This window comes from Novosphingobium sp. (genome assembly GCF_965228995.1).
Taxonomy (GTDB): Bacteria; Pseudomonadota; Alphaproteobacteria; order Sphingomonadales; family Sphingomonadaceae; genus Novosphingobium.
The window spans coordinates 2,027,035-2,045,919 of sequence record NZ_OZ245852.1 but is presented as its reverse complement, the minus strand read 5'-3'; the positions used below and the strand labels follow the sequence as shown (position 1 = coordinate 2,045,919).

The following is an 18,885-nucleotide window of genomic DNA, read 5'->3' as shown; positions in this document are numbered from 1 at the left end:
CAGCGCTTACCGGACGCGCGCCATGCGGTCCATCCACGGCGCGATGGGGCCGATGGCGGCAAGGAAGCTGCGGATCGATTCGTCGGGTGGCGGAACGTGTTCACCGGCTTCGGCGGACAAGATCAGTGTCATCGTCGCGCGAGGACGCAACAGCAGTCGGTCTTCCATGTTGGCAAGCTTGAGCCGGGTGTTGCTCCCCGTGAGCAGATCGCCAGTGCGCAGCCAGGTCACGGCGAGCCGGTGAACTGGACCGGGTGCCTGAATCACGTCGCTCTTGGCGTCGGCAAACGCCGTTCCCGGCTCCTCCCACGCCCAGCGGCTGCCGAGTGGGAGCGCGCCCTGGCCAAAGCCGCCCGCCTCCTTGCCATCGCCTTGCGACGCGTAGAGCCCGAAGGAAAGATCGACCACGTGGCCCTTGCCATCGGCATAGCGCGTCACCAGCCGGTGATCGGCACCGGTGTGCAGCGGGTGCCATTCGGCCCGTGGGCTGCCGTCGTCGATGTGCCAGCCCGGTACCGCCGGGAGCGTGATGAGATCGGGCATCGGCGCCGCGATCCGGCTCGCTGCCGCGCTCCACGCAAGGCCTGCCAACGCGAGCGCGGCAATTCCGCCCAGCGCTGCCGGAGCCGGCAATGCCATGCGCTCCAGCCGCGCCAGCAGCGGCGAGGCTGCGATGGCCGCTCCATCGACAAGCGGCGCGTCGATTTTCCGGTCAAAGAAGCGCCAGCCCACGGCCATGACGAGCATCATGACGAGCGCGAAGAACACCCAGCCGTAGAAGATATGGTCAAAGCTGGCCGCAAACTCGATCCCGCGCCAGCTTGCGATGTAGATCGTCCCCCACGCGCGCACTCCGTTCGCGAGGACCGGCACCACCAGCGAAAGCGCCATGAACCCCGCCCGGCGCCGCCAGCTGGCAAAGCACACGTTGGAAACAAGGACGCCATAGGCGAACATCGCGATGAGGAACTTCACCCCCGAACAGGCCTCCGCCACCTCGAAATAGCCGAAGCGGGTGGAGATGAAGACGCCGTCGATCGTCGCGGGCAGATGGCTTAACGCCAGCAGCACCATCGTCAGCTTGGCGGTGATTGTCTGGAGGAACGGGATCAGCTCGTCACCGAAGGGCACCAGCGTGAGCATATAACCCAAGGGAAACAGCTGCGCGGCGGCAACGCGCGGTCCCAGCAGCAGCAGCGCAGCACCTTGCAGCATCACGACAGCCGCCAGCTGCCGCGCCAGATTGAGCCCGGCAAAGTCTCCCAGCACCCACAGGAACACCGCGCCGCCCACAACGAAGAGGCCAGGCCACCACGCGCGCGGCACGATCGGGGCGGTTTCGGCTGCGCGCTGCATGGCGAGCCAACCCAGGATCGGCGGAATGAGCAGAATATGATTGTAGGTCGAGCTGTCCCACCACTGCCACGCCATGTCGCGCCAATCGCCGCGAAACAGCACGATAAGCGCCAGCCACACCGCAGCCAGCCGGATCAGCGGCGCGCGCCAATGGTCCGGCACGCGGGCAAGCAGGCCTGGTGGCCGCGCGGGCAGCGCAGTTTCAGGCAGCATCGGCTCCGGCCCCGGTCGGACCGGCAATCAGCGCACGCAAGGGCGCGAGCACGCGGTCCCAGCCGCACTCGGCCACAACAAAACGCCGCGCCGCAGCGCCCATGGCCGCTGCCGCATCGCGGTCCGCCAGCAGTGCCAGCGCCCGCTCGGCCATCGCCAGCGGCGCCTCGGCAAGCGCGAAGTGTTCGCCATCAAGGCCGTCGATGCCCGTAGCCGCTGCCGGCGTCAGCAACACCGGGCGCGCCATTGCCATTGCCTCAAGCACCTTGTTCTGCACCCCGCGCGCGATCAGCAGCGGCGCAGTCACCAGATCCGCCCCTGCCAGCCACGGCCTAACATCGGGGACGGCGCCGGTAACGAAGGTGCCATTGATCCCCTCCAACGCACGCACCGCGGCGGTCGGCGCACGTCCGACCACGGCGAGGCGGGCCTCAGGCTGAGCTGCCCGGATGCGCGGCATCACTTCGTGCGCGAAGAGTTCGACCGCTGTGATGTTCGGTGGATAGTCCATCTGCCCGGTGAACACGATGCTTGGGCCTTCACCCGCCAGCTCAGGAGCCGGGGTGACTGCCGCCGGATCGAACAGCTCTGTATCGATGCCGTTGCCCAGCGCCCGCACATCGGGCCGCGCGCTGCCGGACAGCCGACTTTCAAACAGCGCGCGCTCCTCGCGGCTGACGAACAGGCTCGTCGTCGCGCGGCGCGCCGCCACTTCCTCGAAACGGCGCAGCAGCCGTGCCTCGCGCGCATAGAGCAGGCGGCGCGGCAGCGCACCGGTCTGGGCGTAGGCCTCGAACTTCGCCGAATCGACATCGACGAAATCCATGACCACCCGCCCCCGGAACTCGGGCGGAACATATTGGGCCATCTGCCCCGAAAACACGAAGATCGCCGAAATGGGCCGGGTTTCCAGCACATGGTTCACCCAGCGCTGCAGCTTGGCGGAAGCAAAGGCGGCAAGGCTCACCGGCAGCCCCTGCCCCAGCGCTGCCAGCGCGGCGAGGGGAAGCGGCGCGCTGCGGCGGATAATGCAGTGGCTCATCGCAAGCTCGGCTACCGCACTGGCCTGCGCCAGGTCCGCCGCATCATCGGCAAGCGCGCCGACATGCACCGGCGCAATTTCCGCGATCCGGCGCAGCAGGTGGTTGGAGCGGATCTTGTCCCCCCGGTCGGGCGGATAAGGCACGCGGTGGGCAAGAAACAGGACCTCGCTCATGCAAGGCCCCGTGCGATGAACGGCCCGACGCGGTTGGCGATCCCCAGCGGCAGCTTCTGCCACAGCGCGATCTTGGCCTTGTAGCGCGGGGAAAGCGGATTGACGTCCCGCGGCGGCGCACCATCGGCGCTCCACACTGCGTAGCTCAGCGGCTGCGGCTCGAAACCCCAGTTGCGCTTGAAGTGATAGGCGCCGGTATCGGTCTTCGAGCGTCCGAAATCGAAGCGGTCGCAGCCCTTTGTGCGCGCATGGCACATCAGGGCGTAATACATCACGTCGTTGGCCCTGAGCCCACGCGCCGCATGCACCCCGCCGCCCCAGTAGGGCATCACCGCGCCGCGGTGATAGAGGCTGAGCACCGAGGCGATGGCGCGGCCCTCATGCACGACGGTCAGGATATCGGCATCCTGGCCGAACCTGTCGAGCACTGCCTCGAACAGCGCGCGCGGAAACACCGGAGTGCCGAGATTGCGTACCGATTCGGCGTAGACGGCATAGTGCCAGTCGCGGTCCCGCGCATCGCGGCCGACCAGCACTTGCATCGCGTTGGCCAGCCCCTTGCGCACCTCGGCGCGCTGCTTGCGGGGTATCCAGGTGAGCTGCGCCTCATCATCGGCGGCAAGCGGCGCGACGAAGCCAGCGTGGCTGTCCCGCTTGATGTGCCAGGCCTCGTCGTCGGGCATCGCCCCGCCGCGCACTTCGACAGTCGGACAGGTCAGCCGCCGCGCGAGTTCGGTCGCCGCCGCAAAAAGGCCGGGCGCGGCATCCGCATCGCCCAGCAGGCCGCCGCCAACCGCAAATCCGCTCGAAACCAGCGCGCGGCCGAACAACGGCGAATGGACCGCATGCATGGGCAGCAGCGCGGCAATCGCTCCGCCTCGCTCGGCGATCAGCACATGCGCGGGATGTCCCGCCGCATGCGTCACCGCTTCCAGCCACTCGGGCCGGTGGAAAGGAGTCGCGCCGTCAGCTTCCGCCACAAAGCGCGCAATCGCGCCCCGATCTCCCGGATCGGCAAGACGAACTGCGGTCAGCGAAGGCCGGAATGGCGCGTTCATGCTGCCACCTGCTCGGCATCGAGCCGCGCGGCTTCGGCCGCGACAACTGCGTCCATCCGGCCCCACTCGAACGCGTCCAGCAGCCGGCTGAGCTTTCCGGCCATGACTGAAAGGTTGGTATAGTGCCGGAAGCGCGAGCGCAGCGGCGCATCGTCGCGGCGCGGCTGGTCGGGATCGACTTCCCAGGGATGGAAATAGAACGCCGCGGGCCGGCCATCGCGCCGGTTGACCCGGTCGACCGCCCAGTGCGAGACGCCATAAGGCAGCAGGCGGAAGAACCCGCCCCCACCTGCCGCCATGCGCCGACCGGCAAGCTCCACCGTCGTCACCGGCACTTCGACGAGCGGCGATCCCACGACCGGGCGGAACGCGAAGCGCGGCGCCTCGCGCCAGCCATAGTGATCGTGGACAATCGGCGCCACGCTCGACGAATAGGCGTAACCCTGCCGCGCCAGCACTTCATGCGCCCAGGGCGTGCGCGCATCGATCGAAAAGCTCGGCGCACGGTATCCCGTCACCGCGCCGCCGCTGGTATCTTCCAGTACGCCGCGCGCCCGCGTGATATCCTCGGCAAACGCCGCCTCGCCCATGGCGAAAACGCGCTTGTGGTCCCAGCCGTGGCTGGCGATCTCATGGCCCTCAGCGGCAATCCGGCGCATCATCGCGGGATGGCGCTTCGCCACCCAGCCGAGCGTGAAGAACGTCGCCTTGACCCCGGCATCGCCAAACAGCGTCAGCACGCGGTCGCAGTTTGCTTCCACGCGGCGGTCGAGCCCGTCCCACTCGCCGCGCCCGATCACATGTTCGAACGCGCCGACCTGGAACCAGTCCTCGACGTCGACCGACATGCCGTTGAGCATGGCACCGGAGGGGCGGGGATTTTCAAGATCAGGGCGGGACATGGCGTCATCGCTCCTTCAGGCGGCGCGGCGCGGGGTGTCGTTCTCGAGCCACTCGATCAGCATCGTCAGCACGTGGCGGATCGCCTGCTCCTGCTCCGCCCCGCGCGCCTCGAGCGCGACGATGCGCTGTTGCAAGGCGCCGAGGGCGGCTTCCAGCGTATCGAACCGCGCATCTGCCAGCGGCAGCCCGGCGGGGGTAGCGGGCATGTCGGCCAGTTCGAGCACGGCCTTCTGCAGTTCGACGATCTGCTCCGCCTGGCCCGAAACCGCCTGCTGCAGACCAGCGAGACCGGCAATGGCGGCGGCTGGCAGTTCAGCCTGAGGCGCGGCTTGCGCGGCAGGTGTGATCAGCGGCGCCGGGGCAGGCGCGGGTGCAGCCGGATCGGCCAGCGTGCCGTCGCGCTCCAGATCGGCGATAACTTCGGCCAGCATGGCGCTGTCGATACGCGACTTCTGCTCCACCGCGCCCATCAACAGCAGACGTCCGACCACCTGATTGATCCGGCGCGGCAGGCAGCCGGTCGCCAGAGCCAGATCAGCGAATACATGCGCATCAAACGAAGGGTTCCCCTTCCAGCCGACGCAGGCAAGACGATGCAGCACATAGGGGCCGACTTCGCCCGGCTCCATCGCTTCAAGGTGGTGCGTCGCGATCACGCGCTGGCGCAGTTGCTCCAGCCGCGGCGAGCTTTGCAGCAGATCGCGGAATTCGGGCTGGCCCAGCAGCAGGGTCTGCAGCAGCGGGTGCGAACCGAGCTGGAAGTTGGAGAGCATGCGCAGCTCTTCCAGCGCCTCGATCGAAAGGTTCTGCGTCTCGTCCACCACAAGCAGGCAGCGGCGCCCGGCGCGCGCTTCCTCGTGAAGAAACGCCTCGATCATTGCCAGCGCGCTGGCCTTGTCATGCCCGGCGACGGCAAGGCCGAACGCGCGCGCAGCCATGTGCACCATTTCGCTGCCATCGAGCCGGCTGGTCACGATCTGCGCGGCGGTCAGTCGCTGCCGGTCGATCGTTGCGAGGAGATGCGCCGCGAGCGTCGACTTGCCCGCCCCCACCGCGCCGGTAATGACGATGAAGCCTTCACCCTGCGCCAGCCCATAGCCAAGGTACGACAGCGCCTTGCGGTGCGTGCCGCTCTCGAAATAGAACTCCGGATCGGGGGTAAGCTGGAAGGGCCGTCCGGTCAGCTCGTAAAACCTGTCATACATCGTGGGGGACGCCCTTCTCTCAGAAATTGTAGCGCAGGCCGACCTGGCCGGTGGCGACCAGTTCATCGGCGAGGACCTTGCGATTGAGCGAATCGAGCCCGACCGCGGCACTGCCGACAAGGCGCCGGGTAAACTGCCGCGAAAGTCCGGCGTTGACACCGATGGCGTTGACGTCGGCAAGGTCCGAAACACCGGACTTGTACCAGCTGTCGTAGACGCCGACGGTGAAAGCGGTGAGCCGGTCGATCGGCCCCGAAATCTGCCCGTTGACGTAGACTGTCTGGTCCGTCCGGTTGTTGGCTGAGGCAAGCACGGTGCCCTGCGCGCCGATGAACTTGCGGCGCAGATACCCGGCGCCCAGCCCCATGCGCAGCTTGCCCGCCATGTGGCTGTACGAAGCCGAAACGCCGCGCGTGCGGAACGCCGCAGAAGCGATCGAGCCGAGCGCACCATTGACGCAGCCGCCGCTCTGCGCACCCGCCGCACAGCCCGAGATATCGCCGCTGAACGGATTGCGATCGGTGGTGAAATCGGTCGGCAAGCCGCGAACCGCGTTGCCGACAGTCGAGCCGAAGCCGCTGACCGCGTCGAACACATCGATTTGCAGGCCATTGCGCGCGTTCGGCGTGTAGGACAGCGAACCGTAATACGTCATGCTGTCATAGCGGCGACCGACGAAGGCGCTCAGCGACGTGCGGCGGCTGGGGCGCCACATCACGCCGACATCCCAGGTAAGCCCGGTCACGTCATAGGCAATCTGGCGCGGTTTGGACTTGTCGGTCACATAGCGGCCGTCGCTGCCGACCACCGGCACGCCGCCCGGCCCGCGCACGGCATCGCGCGAAGACACCTTCACATCCTGCCAGCCCACATCCCCGATCAGCGCCAGCTCCGAATTGACCGGCAGGGTCGCCTGCACACCGGCGCGCAGTTCGCGCACGCGCTGGTCGAGGTTGGCAATGTCTTCCTGATTGTAGCCCGCGCTCGCGGTCAGCCCGATGGGCAGGACAGTGCCCGGCGCAACTCCAGCGGAAACCTGCGCGGACTGCGCCACCGAGTGATTGAAGATATCGCCCTGCGGTTGGGGCTGGCCCGGCGGCAGGCCCGTGACCGGGAGGCGCGGCGTGTTCACCTTGGTATAGCCGACGAGGTAGGAACCCTTGAGCGCAACTTCGCCCACGTGAGTCGAAACCGCAGGGCCCGCATAGACCGAATAGACCTGCGCCACCTGATCGCCCGTCCGCACCGATCCAAGGCGCGAGGCGCCGCTCGCGTCGAACGTGGTGCGCGTGGCAAGCCCGCCCGCCTCGATAGTCAGCTCGCGCGGGATGAGATCGTGACGCACCCGCGCGAGGCCCGAAACCGTATCGTTGCTGACGATGTTGCCGCTTTCGGCAAAGCGCCTCTCATAACGCACGGAAACCGCGCCCTCGGTCCGCCGTCCTTTGAGCGATGCATCGACGCCCACAGCCACGCTCGAATAGGTCAAGGTCTCGTGGACCGGCTCGAGCCGGGCAAGCACGCTCTGACTGAGCTCGATGTAGGGCTGGATCTTCATCCGCCCGGATCCACCCGCGCTGCCCATGCTGCGCTCGCTGCGGCGCGAACCGCGGCTGCGGGAGCTGTCGGCGGTATCCGCAGGCGCGCCGTCGCCGCCCGAGATGGACTCGCTGTCGCCCGGATCGCCATAGGGCAGCGACTGCGCATGCGCCGTGCCGGCCGCAAGGGTCAGCGCCAGCATGGCGGCCGCAAACGCATGGTCTGGAGTGCGCGCCATGGTCATTCCTTGTACCCGTAATAGGTGCCGAAGCGGCGTCCGGTGGGCGAGAATCGTGTGCAATTGAGCAGCAGCTTGATGTCCTCGCAGCCTGCAAGGATGCTCACCGCATCGCGCAGCGCGGCCTCCCCGGTCAGGTCGGCACGCACCACCATCAGCGCCTGGCCGACATGGTGCGCCAGTTCAGAAGCGGGCGAGGCCGCGAGCACCGGCGGGCTATCGAAGATCACGATGCGATTGGGCGACTGCGACGTCAGCCGGTCCAGAACCTGCGCGGTATAGGCAGAGGCAAGGTGTTCGGTGTCATGCCCGGTCGAATTGCCTGCAGGCAGCACGAACAGGCCGGCGATGTCAGTCCCGATGATGCAGTCCTCGACCGCGATCTCAGGATCGGCCAGCGCGTCCATCAGCCCGCGTCCGCCCGGCAGGCCGAGCGCGGAGAGCACGCTGGGCTTGGCGAAATCGGCATCGACGAGCAGCACTTCGGTGTCCTTCTCCGCTGCCATCGACAGCGCGAGATTGACCGCGCAGAACGTCTTGCCCTCACCCGGATGCGACGAACACACGAGAATGCGCTCGCCAAGCGGAGCCCCCCGCCCGGCGCGCGATTCCGCTGCCGTCATCAGGAGCTGGCGCTTCACGATGCGGAACTCCTCGAGCAGGCCCGTCACCGGACCCTCGGGTTCGATCAGGCACTGTTCGCGCAGGTGCTTGCGATCAACGGGATGGAACGTGCCGCGAAACGCCTGCCGCGCCGGAATGCCATCGAACGCCGGCGGCGCAAAGCTCGGGCGCGCAGGCGGGGCTGCACGCTGCACCGGCTCGGCTGGTTCTGCCGCTTCGGAAGTGACCGGAGCCGGCTCGCGCGGCTCGGGCAGCTTGGGCGCGACCGGCGCCTGGAAGGCACGCAAATCGAACGTTCCCGCCGCCCGCTCGATCAGCGAGCGCGCCTCGGATGTATCCTTGGGAACCGGGATCTTGCTCTGTTCGGTCATGATCTTTTCCGTTCCCTCAGGCGACCATGCCGCGTTTCATGAATTCGACCGCCAACAGCACGACAAGCACGAAGGCGAGGCTGGCGATGCCGCCGGCAAACCACTTGAGCTGGCGCCAGTATTGCGCCCGCGCACGGCGCGTCAGCGTCAGCGTGACAGAGCCGACCACCGGCATTCCGGTCGCACGTTCGAGCTGCCCGGTCGTCGCGTAGGTCGAGCGCAGCTGGCCCACGGCGAAGGCACTGCCGCAGCCCGCCGCCACGCCCACGATAAGCACGAGGCACAGGAGCATCGGCCGGTCCGGCGCTGAAGGCGCGCGCGGCGTCGTCGGCGGATCGATCACTTCGAACTTCACCGCATTGCGCTCGGTCTCGACCTGCCCGCGCAGCCGCAGCTGCTCGCGGTCGCGCAGCAGCTTGTCGTACTGCTCCTTGAGCACGTCGTAGTCACGGTTGATGCGAGAGGCCTCGGCGGCAAGGCCGGGCTCGCTGTACTGGCGGCCGGTGAGCTCGGCGATTTCCTGGGTCAGCGAACCGCGGCGCGATTGCAGCGCGACGAGGCTCGCCTCACGGTCCGCCTTTATCGACTGGAGCGAGGAATAGGCGGGGTTCGGCATGCCGCCCGGCCCGACCTCGCCCGCCGCCGCACGCTGCAGCGAAGCAACTTGCGCCTTCATGGCGATCACATCCGGGTGGCTGTCGGTCAGCCCGCGCGCCTTGAGCGCGCTGAGGTCGGCCTGCGCCTGCGCCAGCGAGCCGCGCGCACCGCCGCTCGCGCCCGGCATCACGATCGTGGGCGGCGTGCCGGAGAGCTGGCCGCGGATCGAGGCCAGCGCGCTCTGCGCCGCAAGGAGATCGGATTCCACTCCGCGCAGCTCGGCCCGTGCGCCCTCGATCTTGCTCGACAGCGAGCCGTTGCCCGGCATCATTTCGGCATTCTTGGCCTCGAACGCCTGGCGCTTCTGCTCTGCGGCCTCGAGATCCTTCTGCCGGTCGGCCAGCTGCTGGTCCATGAAGGCCAGCGTGTCGCTCATTTCACCGCGTCCGCCCGCCAGGTTCTCCTCGCGGAAGATGTCGATCATCTTCTGCACGATGTCCTGCGCCAGCTTGGAGTTCTGGACGTCGGAATAGGCCTTGCTGCCCGAATAGGCAGTGATCTCGAACAGGTTGTCCTGCTGGCTCACCACCTTGACGTTCTTGGCCAGCGCAGCGACCGCCGCTTCCATCTGCTTGTCGGAGGTCACCTTGTCGCCCAGCCGAGTCGCGCGGACGACCTTGGACAAGTTGACCGAGCTGGTCAGCGTCTGGCGCACTCGCTCGATATCGCGCTTGCGGTCCCCGCCGATGCCGATCTGGTCCGAAAGCACATCGTCGATCTGGACGAAGATGCGTGCCTTGGATTCGTAAGTGTTGGGCACTGTCGCCACGACCAGCCAGCCGAGCAGGCAGACCAGCCACGTAGCGCCCAGCGCCAACCAGCGCCGGTGCCAGATGCCGTAGAGTGCGATGCGCACTTCTTCGTAGATGCTCGTCATTGCGCGGGCATCCTCAGAACGTGCTTTCGGGAATGATGATCACATCACCCGGCATCAGCATGACATTCGCGCGCGTATCGCCCTTGCGCAGCAGATCTCCGATCCGCACGCTGTATTCCTTCTGCTTTCCGGTCTGCTTGTCGAAGCGCACCAGCCGTGCCTTGTTACCGGCCGCGTATTCGGAAAGGCCGCCCACCGCGATCATCGCATCGAGCAGCGTCATGTTGGCGCGGTATGGGATCGAGGCCGGCTTGCTGGTCGCGCCGACAATCCGCACCTGCTGGCTGAACGTGCCGGAGAACTTGTTGACGATAACCGAGACGATCGGTTCCTGAATGTACTGCGAAAGCTGAAGCTTGATGTCCTCGGCCAGCATCGAGGGCGTCTTGCCCACGGCCGGCATGTCGGTGATCAGCGGCGTGGTGATGCGCCCATCCGGACGCACCTGCACCGATGCACCAAGCTCGGGGTTGCGCCACACGAAGATGGTGAGATCGTCAAGCGGCCCGATCACGTATTCCTCGCCCGGGCCTTCCTGCAGCGCCACGAACGAAGCGGGCGGCAATTGCGCGCCGCCGGCCCCGCCTGCGCAGCCGCCGAGCAGCAGGCTCAGCGTAGCCGCAAAGGCCAGCAGGCTGGAGATACGCGTATTCTTGGGCATTGACCGTCCTTTGCGCGCTCTGGGTTGGCTGTCCCATTCGTCCCGCAGCGGGACCACGGGGACCTCCCATCACTTCCGAGCTATCGCCAAAAAGGGTGAAGATACCGTTAGTCCTGATGCGCATGGCGCGGTCTGCACAAGCGCATTTCCGCCAAAGTCCCGTTACGGGACGGCGCACCGGGTAAAGGTTAATACCTAAAAATCAGAGGCTTGCGTTAACCAGCCATTCAGCTGCCGGACCGTGTCCGAGGAAGTGCAGCGGGCTCGCACTCGCCCCATAGGCACCCGCGCAAAAGATCGCGACGAGATCGCCTTCATCGGCGCGCGGGAAACCGCCCTTGTCGGCCAGCCGGTCAAGCGGCGTACACAGGCAGCCGACGATGCTCGCCGTCTCCTCCACCGGGGCGCCATACCGGGTGGCTATCGCGCTCGGATAGTTGCGCCGCACCACCGTCCCGAAGTTTCCGCTCGCCGCCAGCTGGTGATGCAGTCCGCCATCGGTAACAAGGAAGACCTCGCCATGGCTTTCCTTGCGATCGATGATCCGGGTCAGATAAACCCCTGCCTCGCCAACGAGATAGCGCCCCAGTTCGATGCAGAACGCGGTCTCTTTCAGCACCTCCGGCAAGGCGGCAAACTGCGCGCCCAGGGCGTCCCCTACCGCTGCAAGATCAAGCGCTTCGTCGCCAGGAAAATAGGGAATGCCAAACCCGCCGCCGAGGTTGCAGGCTGGCAGTGCCACTCCGCTTTCCTCTGCCAGCCGCGCTGCCAGCGCCACAGTCGCCGCCTGCATCTCGGCAATCGCGGCGGCATCAAGTGTCTGGCTCCCGGCGTAAATGTGAAAGCCCCGCCAAGTCGCACCCGCAGCGATGATCCGCCGCGCCAGCGCAGGCACTTGCGCCGCATCGACACCAAAGGGCTTGGCCCCGCCGCCCATTTTCATCCCCGATCCCTTGAGATCGAAATCGGGATTGACCCGAATTGCCAGCCTTGGTGCGCGGCCCAGCCGCTCACCGATGGCCAGCGCCCGCTCCGCCTCGCGCGCAGATTCAAGGTTAAGCGTCACCCCGCGCGCAATCGCCGCCTCAAGGTCCGCATCGCGCTTGCCGGGGCCGGCAAAGCTGATGCGCTCTGCCGGCACGCCTGCGGCCTCCGCCAAGAGCAGTTCGCCGCCCGAAGCTATGTCAAACCCGTCGACGAGGCCCGCCATATGGCGGAGCACCGGCGCAAAGGGATTGGCCTTCATCGCATAGTGCAGCCCCAGCCGCTCCGGCAGCGCCGCGCGCAGCGTGGCCACCCGGGCCGACAACAGCCCTGCATCATAGACGAACAGCGGTGAGCCTGCCTCTGCCACCAGATCGGACGCCTTGCGCCCGCCGATGGCAAGCACGCCATCGATCGCGGCAAATCCGGGCGGAATGGGGCCAAGCGGCTTCATGGCTCAGCCCTTTGGCACGGCGGCCGATAATTCCTGGTAAAGACCCGTCCGGTCGAGCTTTCCATTGGGGCTGAGCGGCAGCTCCTCGCGCCAATGGATCACTCGCGGCACCATGAAACCGGGCAGTTCGCGCGCCAGCGCAGCGGGCAGCGCCGCCTCGGCCTCGGCCGCATCGCCCCTCGCCCGCGCCACAAGGTGGATCGCCTGCCCCAGCGCCGGATCGGGGATTCCAAGCGCGACCGCCTCCGCCACGAGCCCGGTCGCAAGCGCGGCATCCTCCACTTCCTGCGGGCTTACGCGGTTACCGGACGTCTTGATCATCGCATCGCGCCGCCCGGCGAAATGGAGCAGCCCCGCCGCATCGCGCCGGACCCGGTCGCCAGACCACACCGCCATGCCGCCCATCCGCGAAAACGCCGGCGCCGGCCTGAACCGCTCCGCCGTCCGCTCGGCATCGCGCCAATAACCCTGCGCTACCAGCGGCCCGGCATGGACAAGCTCGCCTTCCTCGTCCGGCCCGGCCTCGCGCCCGTCGTCCGCCACCACCATCACCTCGGCAAACGGGATCGCCGTACCAATCGAGGTGGGATGCGCATCGACCATCGCCGGATCGAGATAAGTCGAGCGAAACGCCTCGGTCAGCCCATACATCGGGAACAGGCGCGCCGCCGGAAACCGCGCCCGCAGTGCGCGCACCAAAGGCTCGGTCAGCGCGCCCCCGCTATTGGTCAGCCGCTTCAGCCTAGCCGCAACCGCTTCGGGCCAATCGAGCTCGGTCAGCTGCAGCCAGAGTGGCGGCACCGCAGCAATCGTCGTCACCTCGTGGCGCTCCACTGCCTTGATCACATCGCGCGGCATCAGATAATCGAGCGGCACCACCGCGCCGCCCGCGTACCATGTCGAAAGCAGCTGGTTCTGCCCGTAGTCGAACGCCAGCGGCAGCACGGCCAGCACCCGGTCGTCCTCGCCCACGCCAAGATAATGCGCCACGCTCACTGCGCCGAGCCAAAGGTTCGCATGGCTCAGCATCACGCCTTTGGGCCGCCCGGTCGAACCGCTGGTATAAAGGATCGCCGCCAGATCATCCGGTGCGGCATGCGATGGCCCGAGCGGCTCCAGCGCTTCCGCAGCCGCCCATACTGCGCTTTCCTCCAGCGCCGCCGCTTCGGCGAGATCGCCGGCCTCCAGCGTGGAAAGCCGCCCCGCGTTCGAAATCAGCAGCCGCGCGCCGCTATCGGCAAAGATATGCGCCACTTGTCCGCGCTTGAGCAGCGGGTTCACCGGCACATGCACCAGCCCCGCGCGCACCGCCGCCAAGGGCATCAGGCAGGCCAGCTCGCTCTTGGGCAGCCATGTGGCCACGCGGGCGCCTGGCTCCGGCACTTCCGCCGCAAGCCACGCCGCAAGTTGTCCTAAACGCCGATTTAACGCCTCGTAGCTAAGCGTGTGGGTCCTGAAGACAAGCGCCGCCGCATCCGGCCGTCCTCTGAGCGCGAGGTGGTCGAGCGGATGGATGGTAGGATCGGGCGCTGCAGGCAAGCGGCTCTCTCGGATGCGAAGGCAGGAACGAAGTCTTGGGCGTAACGGTCTATCACGCTGATTTGCGGGAAGCGCAAGCCGACCCGGCGCTCGCTGCGCTGCTCGGCCGCTCGCCCATCAGCGCGCCGTTCGACCGACTGGACTGGCTTGCGCTCCTTGCCGCGCATTGCTTTCCCGATGCCCCCTGCAAGCTTGCCATCGCGCGCGACGGCGATGCGCTCGCGGCCCTGCCGTTCCGCGAGGGGCCCGGCGGTGCTGCCCCGCTCGGCACCTGGTACAGCTTCTTCGTCCGCCCGCTGATCAACGATCCCCCACGCGCGCCAGAGCTCTTCGAAGCGCTGGCACGCAGCCTTGCCTCAAGCGGCGCAGTCCAGCTTTCGCCCATGCCCGAAACCGAGGCCACGGCCCTTGCCACCGCCTTCCGCGCTGCCGGCTGGATCGGCGTCGCCGAACCTTGCGACACCAATCATATCCTCGAGCTCAAGGGCCGCAGTTTCGCCGAATACTGGGCCACGCGCCCAGGGCAGCTGCGCGAAACCGTCCGCCGCAAGACCGCGCGCGGCAAAGTCACCCTGCGCATCGAAACTGCCTTCAGCGCAGCCGATTGGGCTGCATATGAAGCGATCTACGCCCGGAGCTGGAAGCCCGAGGAAGGCAATCCGGCGTTCCTGCGCGCCTTCGCCGAGGCCGAGAGCGCCGCCGGTGCGCTGCGCATGGGCATCGCCGAGATCGACGGCGAGCCCGTCGCCGCACAGTTCTGGACCGTCGAGGGCGGCACCGCGTGGATCCACAAGCTGGCGCACGATGAAGCGCAGCGCGCCCATTCCCCCGGCACGCTGCTGACCGCCGCCCTGCTGCGCCACGTGATCGACGAGGACCGCGTCCACACCGTCGATTTCGGCACCGGCAACGATCCCTACAAGCGCGACTGGATGGAGGCGCAGCGCCCCCGCTTCGCGCTTCGGTTCTATCGCCCCGCCGCTGTCGGCCACTGGCCCGCGCTCGCCCGCCTCGCCGCCAGCGCCGTCAAGCGCCGGATGCGCACCCCGCGCCCCCAGCCCGCGCTTGTTTCCCCGCAGGCCGCTGGCTAAACCGCGCCCCTCTCTTTTTGTAACAAGGCCTTACCTGTGACTTCGATCGATCAGACCGACACCGACCTGCGCAGCCTGCTGAACGATGTGCTCGGCCTCGGCGCCGCGCGCGCTGCGGCTTTGACGGCGGAAAGCGGCTTGTTTGGCGCCTTGCCCGAACTCGATTCGATGGCTGTCGCGGGCCTTCTCACCGAAATCGAAGACCGATTCGACATCGTGATCGACGACGATGAAGTCGATGGCGAGATGCTCGGCACCTATGGCGATCTCCTCGCCTTCATCCGCGCCAAGCGCGGCGAGGCCTGAGCGCGCGCATGCCGGCAACCTGGCCTTGTCCCGGTCCCTCCGGCATTGCCGATGAATACGCTGTGGTCTTCGATCGCGGGCGTGCTGGACGCCTGCTGATCGTGCCCCCGTTGTTTGAGGAAATGAACCGCACGCGGCGCATGCTGATCGAAACCCAGCGCGAGCTCGACGGTCTCGGCGTCGATTCGATGCTCCCCGATCTCCCCGGCTGCAACGAAAGCGGCCAAGCCTTCTCCGCGCAAAGCCTCGGCAGCTGGCGCGATGCCATGGCCGCCGCCGCGCGCCACTTTGCCGCGACCCATGTCCTCGCGGTCCGCGGGGGCGCACTAGTGTTTCCAACCAGCCTCCCCGGGTGGGTGCTCGAACCGCAAAAGGGGAGCTCGATCCTGCGCCAACTCCTGCGCGCCCGTGTGCTCTCCGCCAAGGAAGCCGGACGCGAGGAAAGCAGCACCGATCTGCTCGAACACGGCCGCAACCACGGCCTTGAACTCGCGGGCTACCGCCTGTCCGCGGCGCTCGTCGCCGGGCTCGACGCCGCCGTCCCGCAGGATGAGGGGCAAGTGGTTCTCCGGCAAGCCAACCTTGGCGGCAGCGCCTTGTGGCTCCGCAGCGAGCCGGGCGAAGATTCCGCCCAATCGGCCAATCTCGCCAGGATCATCGCTCTGGATGAGGGGGGCTGATGCGCCGCCACCTCACCTTCTCCTGCGGCGCTGACACGCTTGTCGGCACGCTCGATATGGAAGCCGCCACCGGCTCCACCGGCGTGCTGCTCGTTTCGGGCGGGCGTGAAGTTCGCTCCGGCAGCTGGGGCGGTCAGGCCCGCATCGCAGCGCGCCTTGCCGCCAGCGGCGTTCCCGTCTTCCGCTACGACCGCCGCGGCGTCGGCGAAAGCGAAGGCAGCGATCCCGGCTTCCAGCACACCCGCGAGGATATCGCCGCCGCCCTCGCCGCCTTCCGCGCCGCCGTGCCCACGCTGCGCCGCGTGATCGCCTTCGGTAATTGCGACGCCGCCGCGGCGCTGATGCTCCACGCCGCCGATCTCGGCCTCGATGGCCTTATCCTCGCCAATCCGTGGACGCTGGAAGCAGATGAGGCCGAGGCCGCCCCACCCGCTGCGCTGCGCCAGCGCTACCTCGCAAAGCTCGCCAATCCGCGCGAAGTGCTGCGCCTCCTCACCGGCGGCGTAAACCTCGCCAAGCTGGCGCGCGGGTTGAGGCAGGCTGCCTCGGCCCCGGTGGAATCCTCGCTCGTTGATAGCCTGGCGGCCAGCCTCGTTCGCTTCGCCGGCCCCGTCACGATCCTCCTCGCCGCCGGAGACCGCACCGCGCAGATGTTCGAGGCCGTCTGGCCGAAAGACGATCCGCGTATCCAGCGCCACGCCAGCAGTGGCCACAGCTTTGCCGGGGACGAAGCGCAAGGCTGGTTGCTTGAGCGTATCCTCGAAGCGGTGCGCTGAGCGATTGGCCCGCTAATACCCACCTTCGTCATTGCGAGCATAGCGAAGCAATCCAGAGCGGCTGTGCATGGCGCTCTGGATTGCTTCGCTACGCTCGCAATGACGAGGAGTAAGATCGTGCAGCCAAGCCGGACCTTGGCAGCCTACTCCGCCGCCACAGCCTGCGCCGCGGCAAAGGCATGCTCGGCCAGGAACCGCTCGGCATCGAGAGCAGCCATGCATCCTGTTCCTGCCGCAGTCACGGCCTGACGATAAGTGTGGTCCATCACATCGCCGCAGGCGAACACGCCCGGGATCGCCGTCTTGGGCGTGCCCGGCTGCACCACGATATAGCCGCTCTCATCAAGCTCCAGCTTGCCCTTGAACAACTCGGTCGCAGGCGCATGGCCGATCGCCACGAATGCGCCGTCAGTCGCGAGCGACGATTCCTCGCCCGTAACCGTATCAACGAGTTGGACCGCTTCCAGCACACCGCCCGCCACGCCGGTAAAGCGCGTAACGGCCTTGTTCCACAGCACCTTGATGCGCGGATTGCTCATCAGGCGGTCCTGCAGGATCTTCTCCGCACGCAGACTGTCGCGGCGGTGGATCAGCGTCACTTCGGGCGAATGGTTGGTGAGGTAGAGCGCTTCCTCGACCGCAGTATTGCCGCCGCCGATGACCACTACCTTCTTGCCGCGATAGAAGAACCCATCACACGTCGCGCAGGCCGAGACGCCCTTTCCGCCGAATTCCTGCTCGCCCGGCACACCCAGCCACCGCGCCTGCGCGCCCGTTGCGATCACCAGCACCTCGCCTTCATAGACGTCGCCGCTATCGCCGTGCGCGCGGAACGGCGGGCCGTCGAGGCTCACTTCGGTGATCGTGTCCCACAGCATCCGCGTGCCGACATGTTCGGCCTGCGCCTGCATTTCCTGCATCAGCCACGGCCCCTGGATCACGTCGCGAAAGCCGGGATAGTTCTCGACATCGGTCGTGATCGTCAGCTGTCCGCCGGGCTGCAGGCCCTGCACCACGATCGGCTCCATCCCCGCGCGCGCGCCATAGATGGCGGCGGAAAGCCCGGCCGGGCCGGAACCGATGATCAGCATGCGGGTCTTGTGCGTGGTAGCCATGAAATCCTCCAATGGGAGCGGGAAATAGGGCGCACCTTCGCGGAATACGAGTCCCGCTCAGGGGCTATTCCCAGAATTAGCTGTGGCAGGCCTCAAACACCGACCACCCGGTCCGCGCCGCCAGACGTTCCAGCGCCAGCGCGCCAAGCTGCGAATTGCCCTTGGCCGTCAGGCCGGGCGACCACACCGCGATGCTCGCCGTCCCCGGCACCACCGCCAGAATGCCGCCGCCCACGCCCGATTTACCCGGCAGGCCGACGCGGAAGGCAAACTCGCCTGAATTGTCATAGTGCCCGCACAGCATCATCAGCGCGTTGATCCGCCGCGCGCGCTGGGGGGTTACGATGCACCGCCCGGTTGCCGGATCGCGCCCGTCATGCGCCAGAAAGCGCCCCGCCATGGCGAGTTGCCGGCAGCTCATGGCAAGCGAACATTGGTGGAAATAAACCCCCAGCGCCTGCTCGACCGGATGCTGCAGGTTGCCGAATGAACGCATGTAGTTGGCCAGCGCCATGTTGCGATAGCCGGTCGCCAGTTCCGCCGCCGCCACTTCGGCATCGATCGTGATTGCGTCATCGCCCGCGAGCGCACGGACAAAGCGCAACACGCCCGCAATCGCCTCGGCCGGGGTGCCGCCGGCCAGCAGCACATCGGCCACCACGATGGCACCCGCATTAATGAACGGATTGCGCGGGATGCCATGCTCGGTTTCCAGCTGCACGATGGAGTTGAATGCGCTGCCTGAAGGCTCGCGCCCCACCCGCTGCCACAACGCATCACCCACCATGCCAAGCGCCAGCGTCAGCGAAAAGACCTTGGACACCGACTGGATCGAAAACGGCTCCTCGGCATCGCCGCCCAGATGCACCGTGCCATCTGCCATCACCACCGCCATCCCGAACCGGTCGGGTGAGACGCAGGCGAGCGGCGCGATATAGTCAGCCACCCGCCCCCGATCGTCCGCGCCGCGCATTTCCTGCGCGATCTCGGCTACGATGGAGGCAATATCCGCCATGGGCTTG

The 18,885-nt window shown here is 67.2% G+C and carries 17 protein-coding genes; 4 read left to right on the top strand and 13 right to left on the bottom strand.

Annotation, left to right across the window (positions count from 1 at the left end; translation table 11 throughout):
* Positions 1–6 precede the first annotated feature (6 nt).
* The 11 genes from xrtA to ACO056_RS09555 form a co-directional block, all read right to left on the bottom strand.
* Positions 7–1,569, bottom strand: a complete 1,563-nt coding sequence (gene xrtA / locus ACO056_RS09605) for an exosortase A (protein WP_421855210.1) — start codon at positions 1,567–1,569, stop codon at positions 7–9.
* Positions 1,559–2,785 carry a TIGR03087 family PEP-CTERM/XrtA system glycosyltransferase gene (locus ACO056_RS09600; RefSeq protein WP_421855207.1) on the bottom strand — a complete coding sequence of 409 codons (1,227 nt, stop codon included), beginning with the start codon at positions 2,783–2,785 and terminating at the stop codon, positions 1,559–1,561. Before ACO056_RS09600 ends, xrtA begins: the two co-directional genes overlap by 11 nt.
* Entirely contained in the window at positions 2,782–3,843 is a 1,062-nt protein-coding gene (locus ACO056_RS09595; protein ID WP_421855204.1) for a FemAB family XrtA/PEP-CTERM system-associated protein, read from the bottom strand. Before ACO056_RS09595 ends, ACO056_RS09600 begins: the two co-directional genes overlap by 4 nt.
* Positions 3,840–4,703 (bottom strand): XrtA system polysaccharide deacetylase, encoded by an 864-nt coding sequence (locus ACO056_RS09590; protein WP_421855445.1) that lies wholly within the window; start codon positions 4,701–4,703, stop codon positions 3,840–3,842. Before ACO056_RS09590 ends, ACO056_RS09595 begins: the two co-directional genes overlap by 4 nt.
* Before the next feature lie 57 nt (positions 4,704–4,760).
* Positions 4,761–5,951, bottom strand: coding sequence for an XrtA/PEP-CTERM system-associated ATPase (locus tag ACO056_RS09585; RefSeq protein ID WP_421855201.1), 1,191 nt, complete (start codon positions 5,949–5,951; stop codon positions 4,761–4,763).
* 19 nt (positions 5,952–5,970) lie between these two features.
* A complete protein-coding gene (locus tag ACO056_RS09580; protein ID WP_421855198.1) occupies positions 5,971–7,728 on the bottom strand; it encodes a preprotein translocase subunit YajC in 1,758 nt (585 codons plus the stop codon).
* Between the two features lie 2 nt (positions 7,729–7,730).
* Positions 7,731–8,723 carry an AAA family ATPase gene (locus tag ACO056_RS09575; protein ID WP_421855195.1) on the bottom strand — a complete coding sequence of 331 codons (993 nt, stop codon included), beginning with the start codon at positions 8,721–8,723 and terminating at the stop codon, positions 7,731–7,733.
* A 16-nt stretch (positions 8,724–8,739) separates the two neighbouring features.
* Positions 8,740–10,257 carry an XrtA system polysaccharide chain length determinant gene (locus ACO056_RS09570; protein ID WP_421855193.1) on the bottom strand — a complete coding sequence of 506 codons (1,518 nt, stop codon included), beginning with the start codon at positions 10,255–10,257 and terminating at the stop codon, positions 8,740–8,742.
* A gap of 13 nt (positions 10,258–10,270) precedes the next feature.
* Complete coding sequence (locus ACO056_RS09565) at positions 10,271–10,918, bottom strand: XrtA/PEP-CTERM system exopolysaccharide export protein (RefSeq protein ID WP_421855190.1); 648 nt, start codon at positions 10,916–10,918, stop codon at positions 10,271–10,273.
* Positions 10,919–11,120: 202 nt separating this feature from the next.
* The gene (locus tag ACO056_RS09560) at positions 11,121–12,356 is read right to left on the bottom strand and encodes a pyridoxal-dependent decarboxylase, exosortase A system-associated (protein ID WP_421855187.1); all 1,236 of its coding nucleotides are present in this window, start codon (positions 12,354–12,356) and stop codon (positions 11,121–11,123) included.
* A gap of 3 nt (positions 12,357–12,359) precedes the next feature.
* A complete protein-coding gene (locus tag ACO056_RS09555; protein ID WP_421855184.1) occupies positions 12,360–13,895 on the bottom strand; it encodes an acyl-CoA ligase (AMP-forming), exosortase A system-associated in 1,536 nt (511 codons plus the stop codon).
* A gap of 35 nt (positions 13,896–13,930) precedes the next feature.
* Here ACO056_RS09555 and ACO056_RS09550 point away from each other — a divergent pair, with 35 nt between their 5' ends.
* Genes ACO056_RS09550 through ACO056_RS09535 form a run of 4 tightly spaced genes read left to right on the top strand, consistent with a single transcriptional unit; the run spans position 13,931 to position 16,748 of the window.
* Entirely contained in the window at positions 13,931–14,986 is a 1,056-nt protein-coding gene (locus ACO056_RS09550) for a GNAT family N-acetyltransferase (RefSeq protein ID WP_421855181.1), read from the top strand.
* A gap of 36 nt (positions 14,987–15,022) precedes the next feature.
* Positions 15,023–15,292 carry a phosphopantetheine-binding protein gene (locus ACO056_RS09545; protein ID WP_421855178.1) on the top strand — a complete coding sequence of 90 codons (270 nt, stop codon included), beginning with the start codon at positions 15,023–15,025 and terminating at the stop codon, positions 15,290–15,292.
* Between the two features lie 8 nt (positions 15,293–15,300).
* Positions 15,301–15,972: a hypothetical protein gene (locus tag ACO056_RS09540; protein ID WP_421855175.1), complete on the top strand. Its 672-nt coding sequence runs from the start codon at positions 15,301–15,303 to the stop codon at positions 15,970–15,972.
* Complete coding sequence (locus ACO056_RS09535) at positions 15,972–16,748, top strand: hydrolase 1, exosortase A system-associated (RefSeq protein ID WP_421855172.1); 777 nt, start codon at positions 15,972–15,974, stop codon at positions 16,746–16,748. The genes ACO056_RS09540 and ACO056_RS09535 overlap by 1 nt, the downstream gene beginning before the upstream one ends.
* 143 nt (positions 16,749–16,891) lie before the next feature.
* Here ACO056_RS09535 and trxB read toward each other — a convergent pair whose 3' ends face one another.
* Both trxB and ACO056_RS09525 read right to left on the bottom strand, forming a co-directional pair.
* On the bottom strand, positions 16,892–17,863 hold the full coding sequence (gene trxB, locus ACO056_RS09530; RefSeq protein WP_421855169.1) for a thioredoxin-disulfide reductase: 972 nt from the start codon (positions 17,861–17,863) through the stop codon (positions 16,892–16,894).
* Positions 17,864–17,939: 76 nt separating this feature from the next.
* Positions 17,940–18,878: a glutaminase gene (locus tag ACO056_RS09525; protein WP_421855166.1), complete on the bottom strand. Its 939-nt coding sequence runs from the start codon at positions 18,876–18,878 to the stop codon at positions 17,940–17,942.
* Positions 18,879–18,885: the final 7 nt, after the last annotated feature.

What these genes read in the sequence shown, in the direction of transcription:
- ACO056_RS09540 (WP_421855175.1), top strand. Translation starts at nt 15,301, where the DNA reads ATGCCGGCAACCTGGCCTTGTCCCGGTCCCTCCGGCATTGCCGATGAA.
- ACO056_RS09560 (WP_421855187.1), bottom strand. Translation starts at nt 12,356, where the DNA reads ATGAAGCCGCTTGGCCCCATTCCGCCCGGATTTGCCGCGATCGATGGC.
- ACO056_RS09535 (WP_421855172.1), top strand. Translation starts at nt 15,972, where the DNA reads ATGCGCCGCCACCTCACCTTCTCCTGCGGCGCTGACACGCTTGTCGGC.
- ACO056_RS09600 (WP_421855207.1), bottom strand. Translation starts at nt 2,785, where the DNA reads ATGAGCGAGGTCCTGTTTCTTGCCCACCGCGTGCCTTATCCGCCCGAC.
- ACO056_RS09565 (WP_421855190.1), bottom strand. Translation starts at nt 10,918, where the DNA reads ATGCCCAAGAATACGCGTATCTCCAGCCTGCTGGCCTTTGCGGCTACG.
- ACO056_RS09580 (WP_421855198.1), bottom strand. Translation starts at nt 7,728, where the DNA reads ATGGCGCGCACTCCAGACCATGCGTTTGCGGCCGCCATGCTGGCGCTG.
- trxB (WP_421855169.1), bottom strand. Translation starts at nt 17,863, where the DNA reads ATGGCTACCACGCACAAGACCCGCATGCTGATCATCGGTTCCGGCCCG.
- ACO056_RS09585 (WP_421855201.1), bottom strand. Translation starts at nt 5,951, where the DNA reads ATGTATGACAGGTTTTACGAGCTGACCGGACGGCCCTTCCAGCTTACC.
- ACO056_RS09575 (WP_421855195.1), bottom strand. Translation starts at nt 8,723, where the DNA reads ATGACCGAACAGAGCAAGATCCCGGTTCCCAAGGATACATCCGAGGCG.
- ACO056_RS09595 (WP_421855204.1), bottom strand. Translation starts at nt 3,843, where the DNA reads ATGAACGCGCCATTCCGGCCTTCGCTGACCGCAGTTCGTCTTGCCGAT.
- ACO056_RS09570 (WP_421855193.1), bottom strand. Translation starts at nt 10,257, where the DNA reads ATGACGAGCATCTACGAAGAAGTGCGCATCGCACTCTACGGCATCTGG.
- xrtA (WP_421855210.1), bottom strand. Translation starts at nt 1,569, where the DNA reads ATGCTGCCTGAAACTGCGCTGCCCGCGCGGCCACCAGGCCTGCTTGCC.
- ACO056_RS09525 (WP_421855166.1), bottom strand. Translation starts at nt 18,878, where the DNA reads ATGGCGGATATTGCCTCCATCGTAGCCGAGATCGCGCAGGAAATGCGC.
- ACO056_RS09590 (WP_421855445.1), bottom strand. Translation starts at nt 4,703, where the DNA reads ATGCTCAACGGCATGTCGGTCGACGTCGAGGACTGGTTCCAGGTCGGC.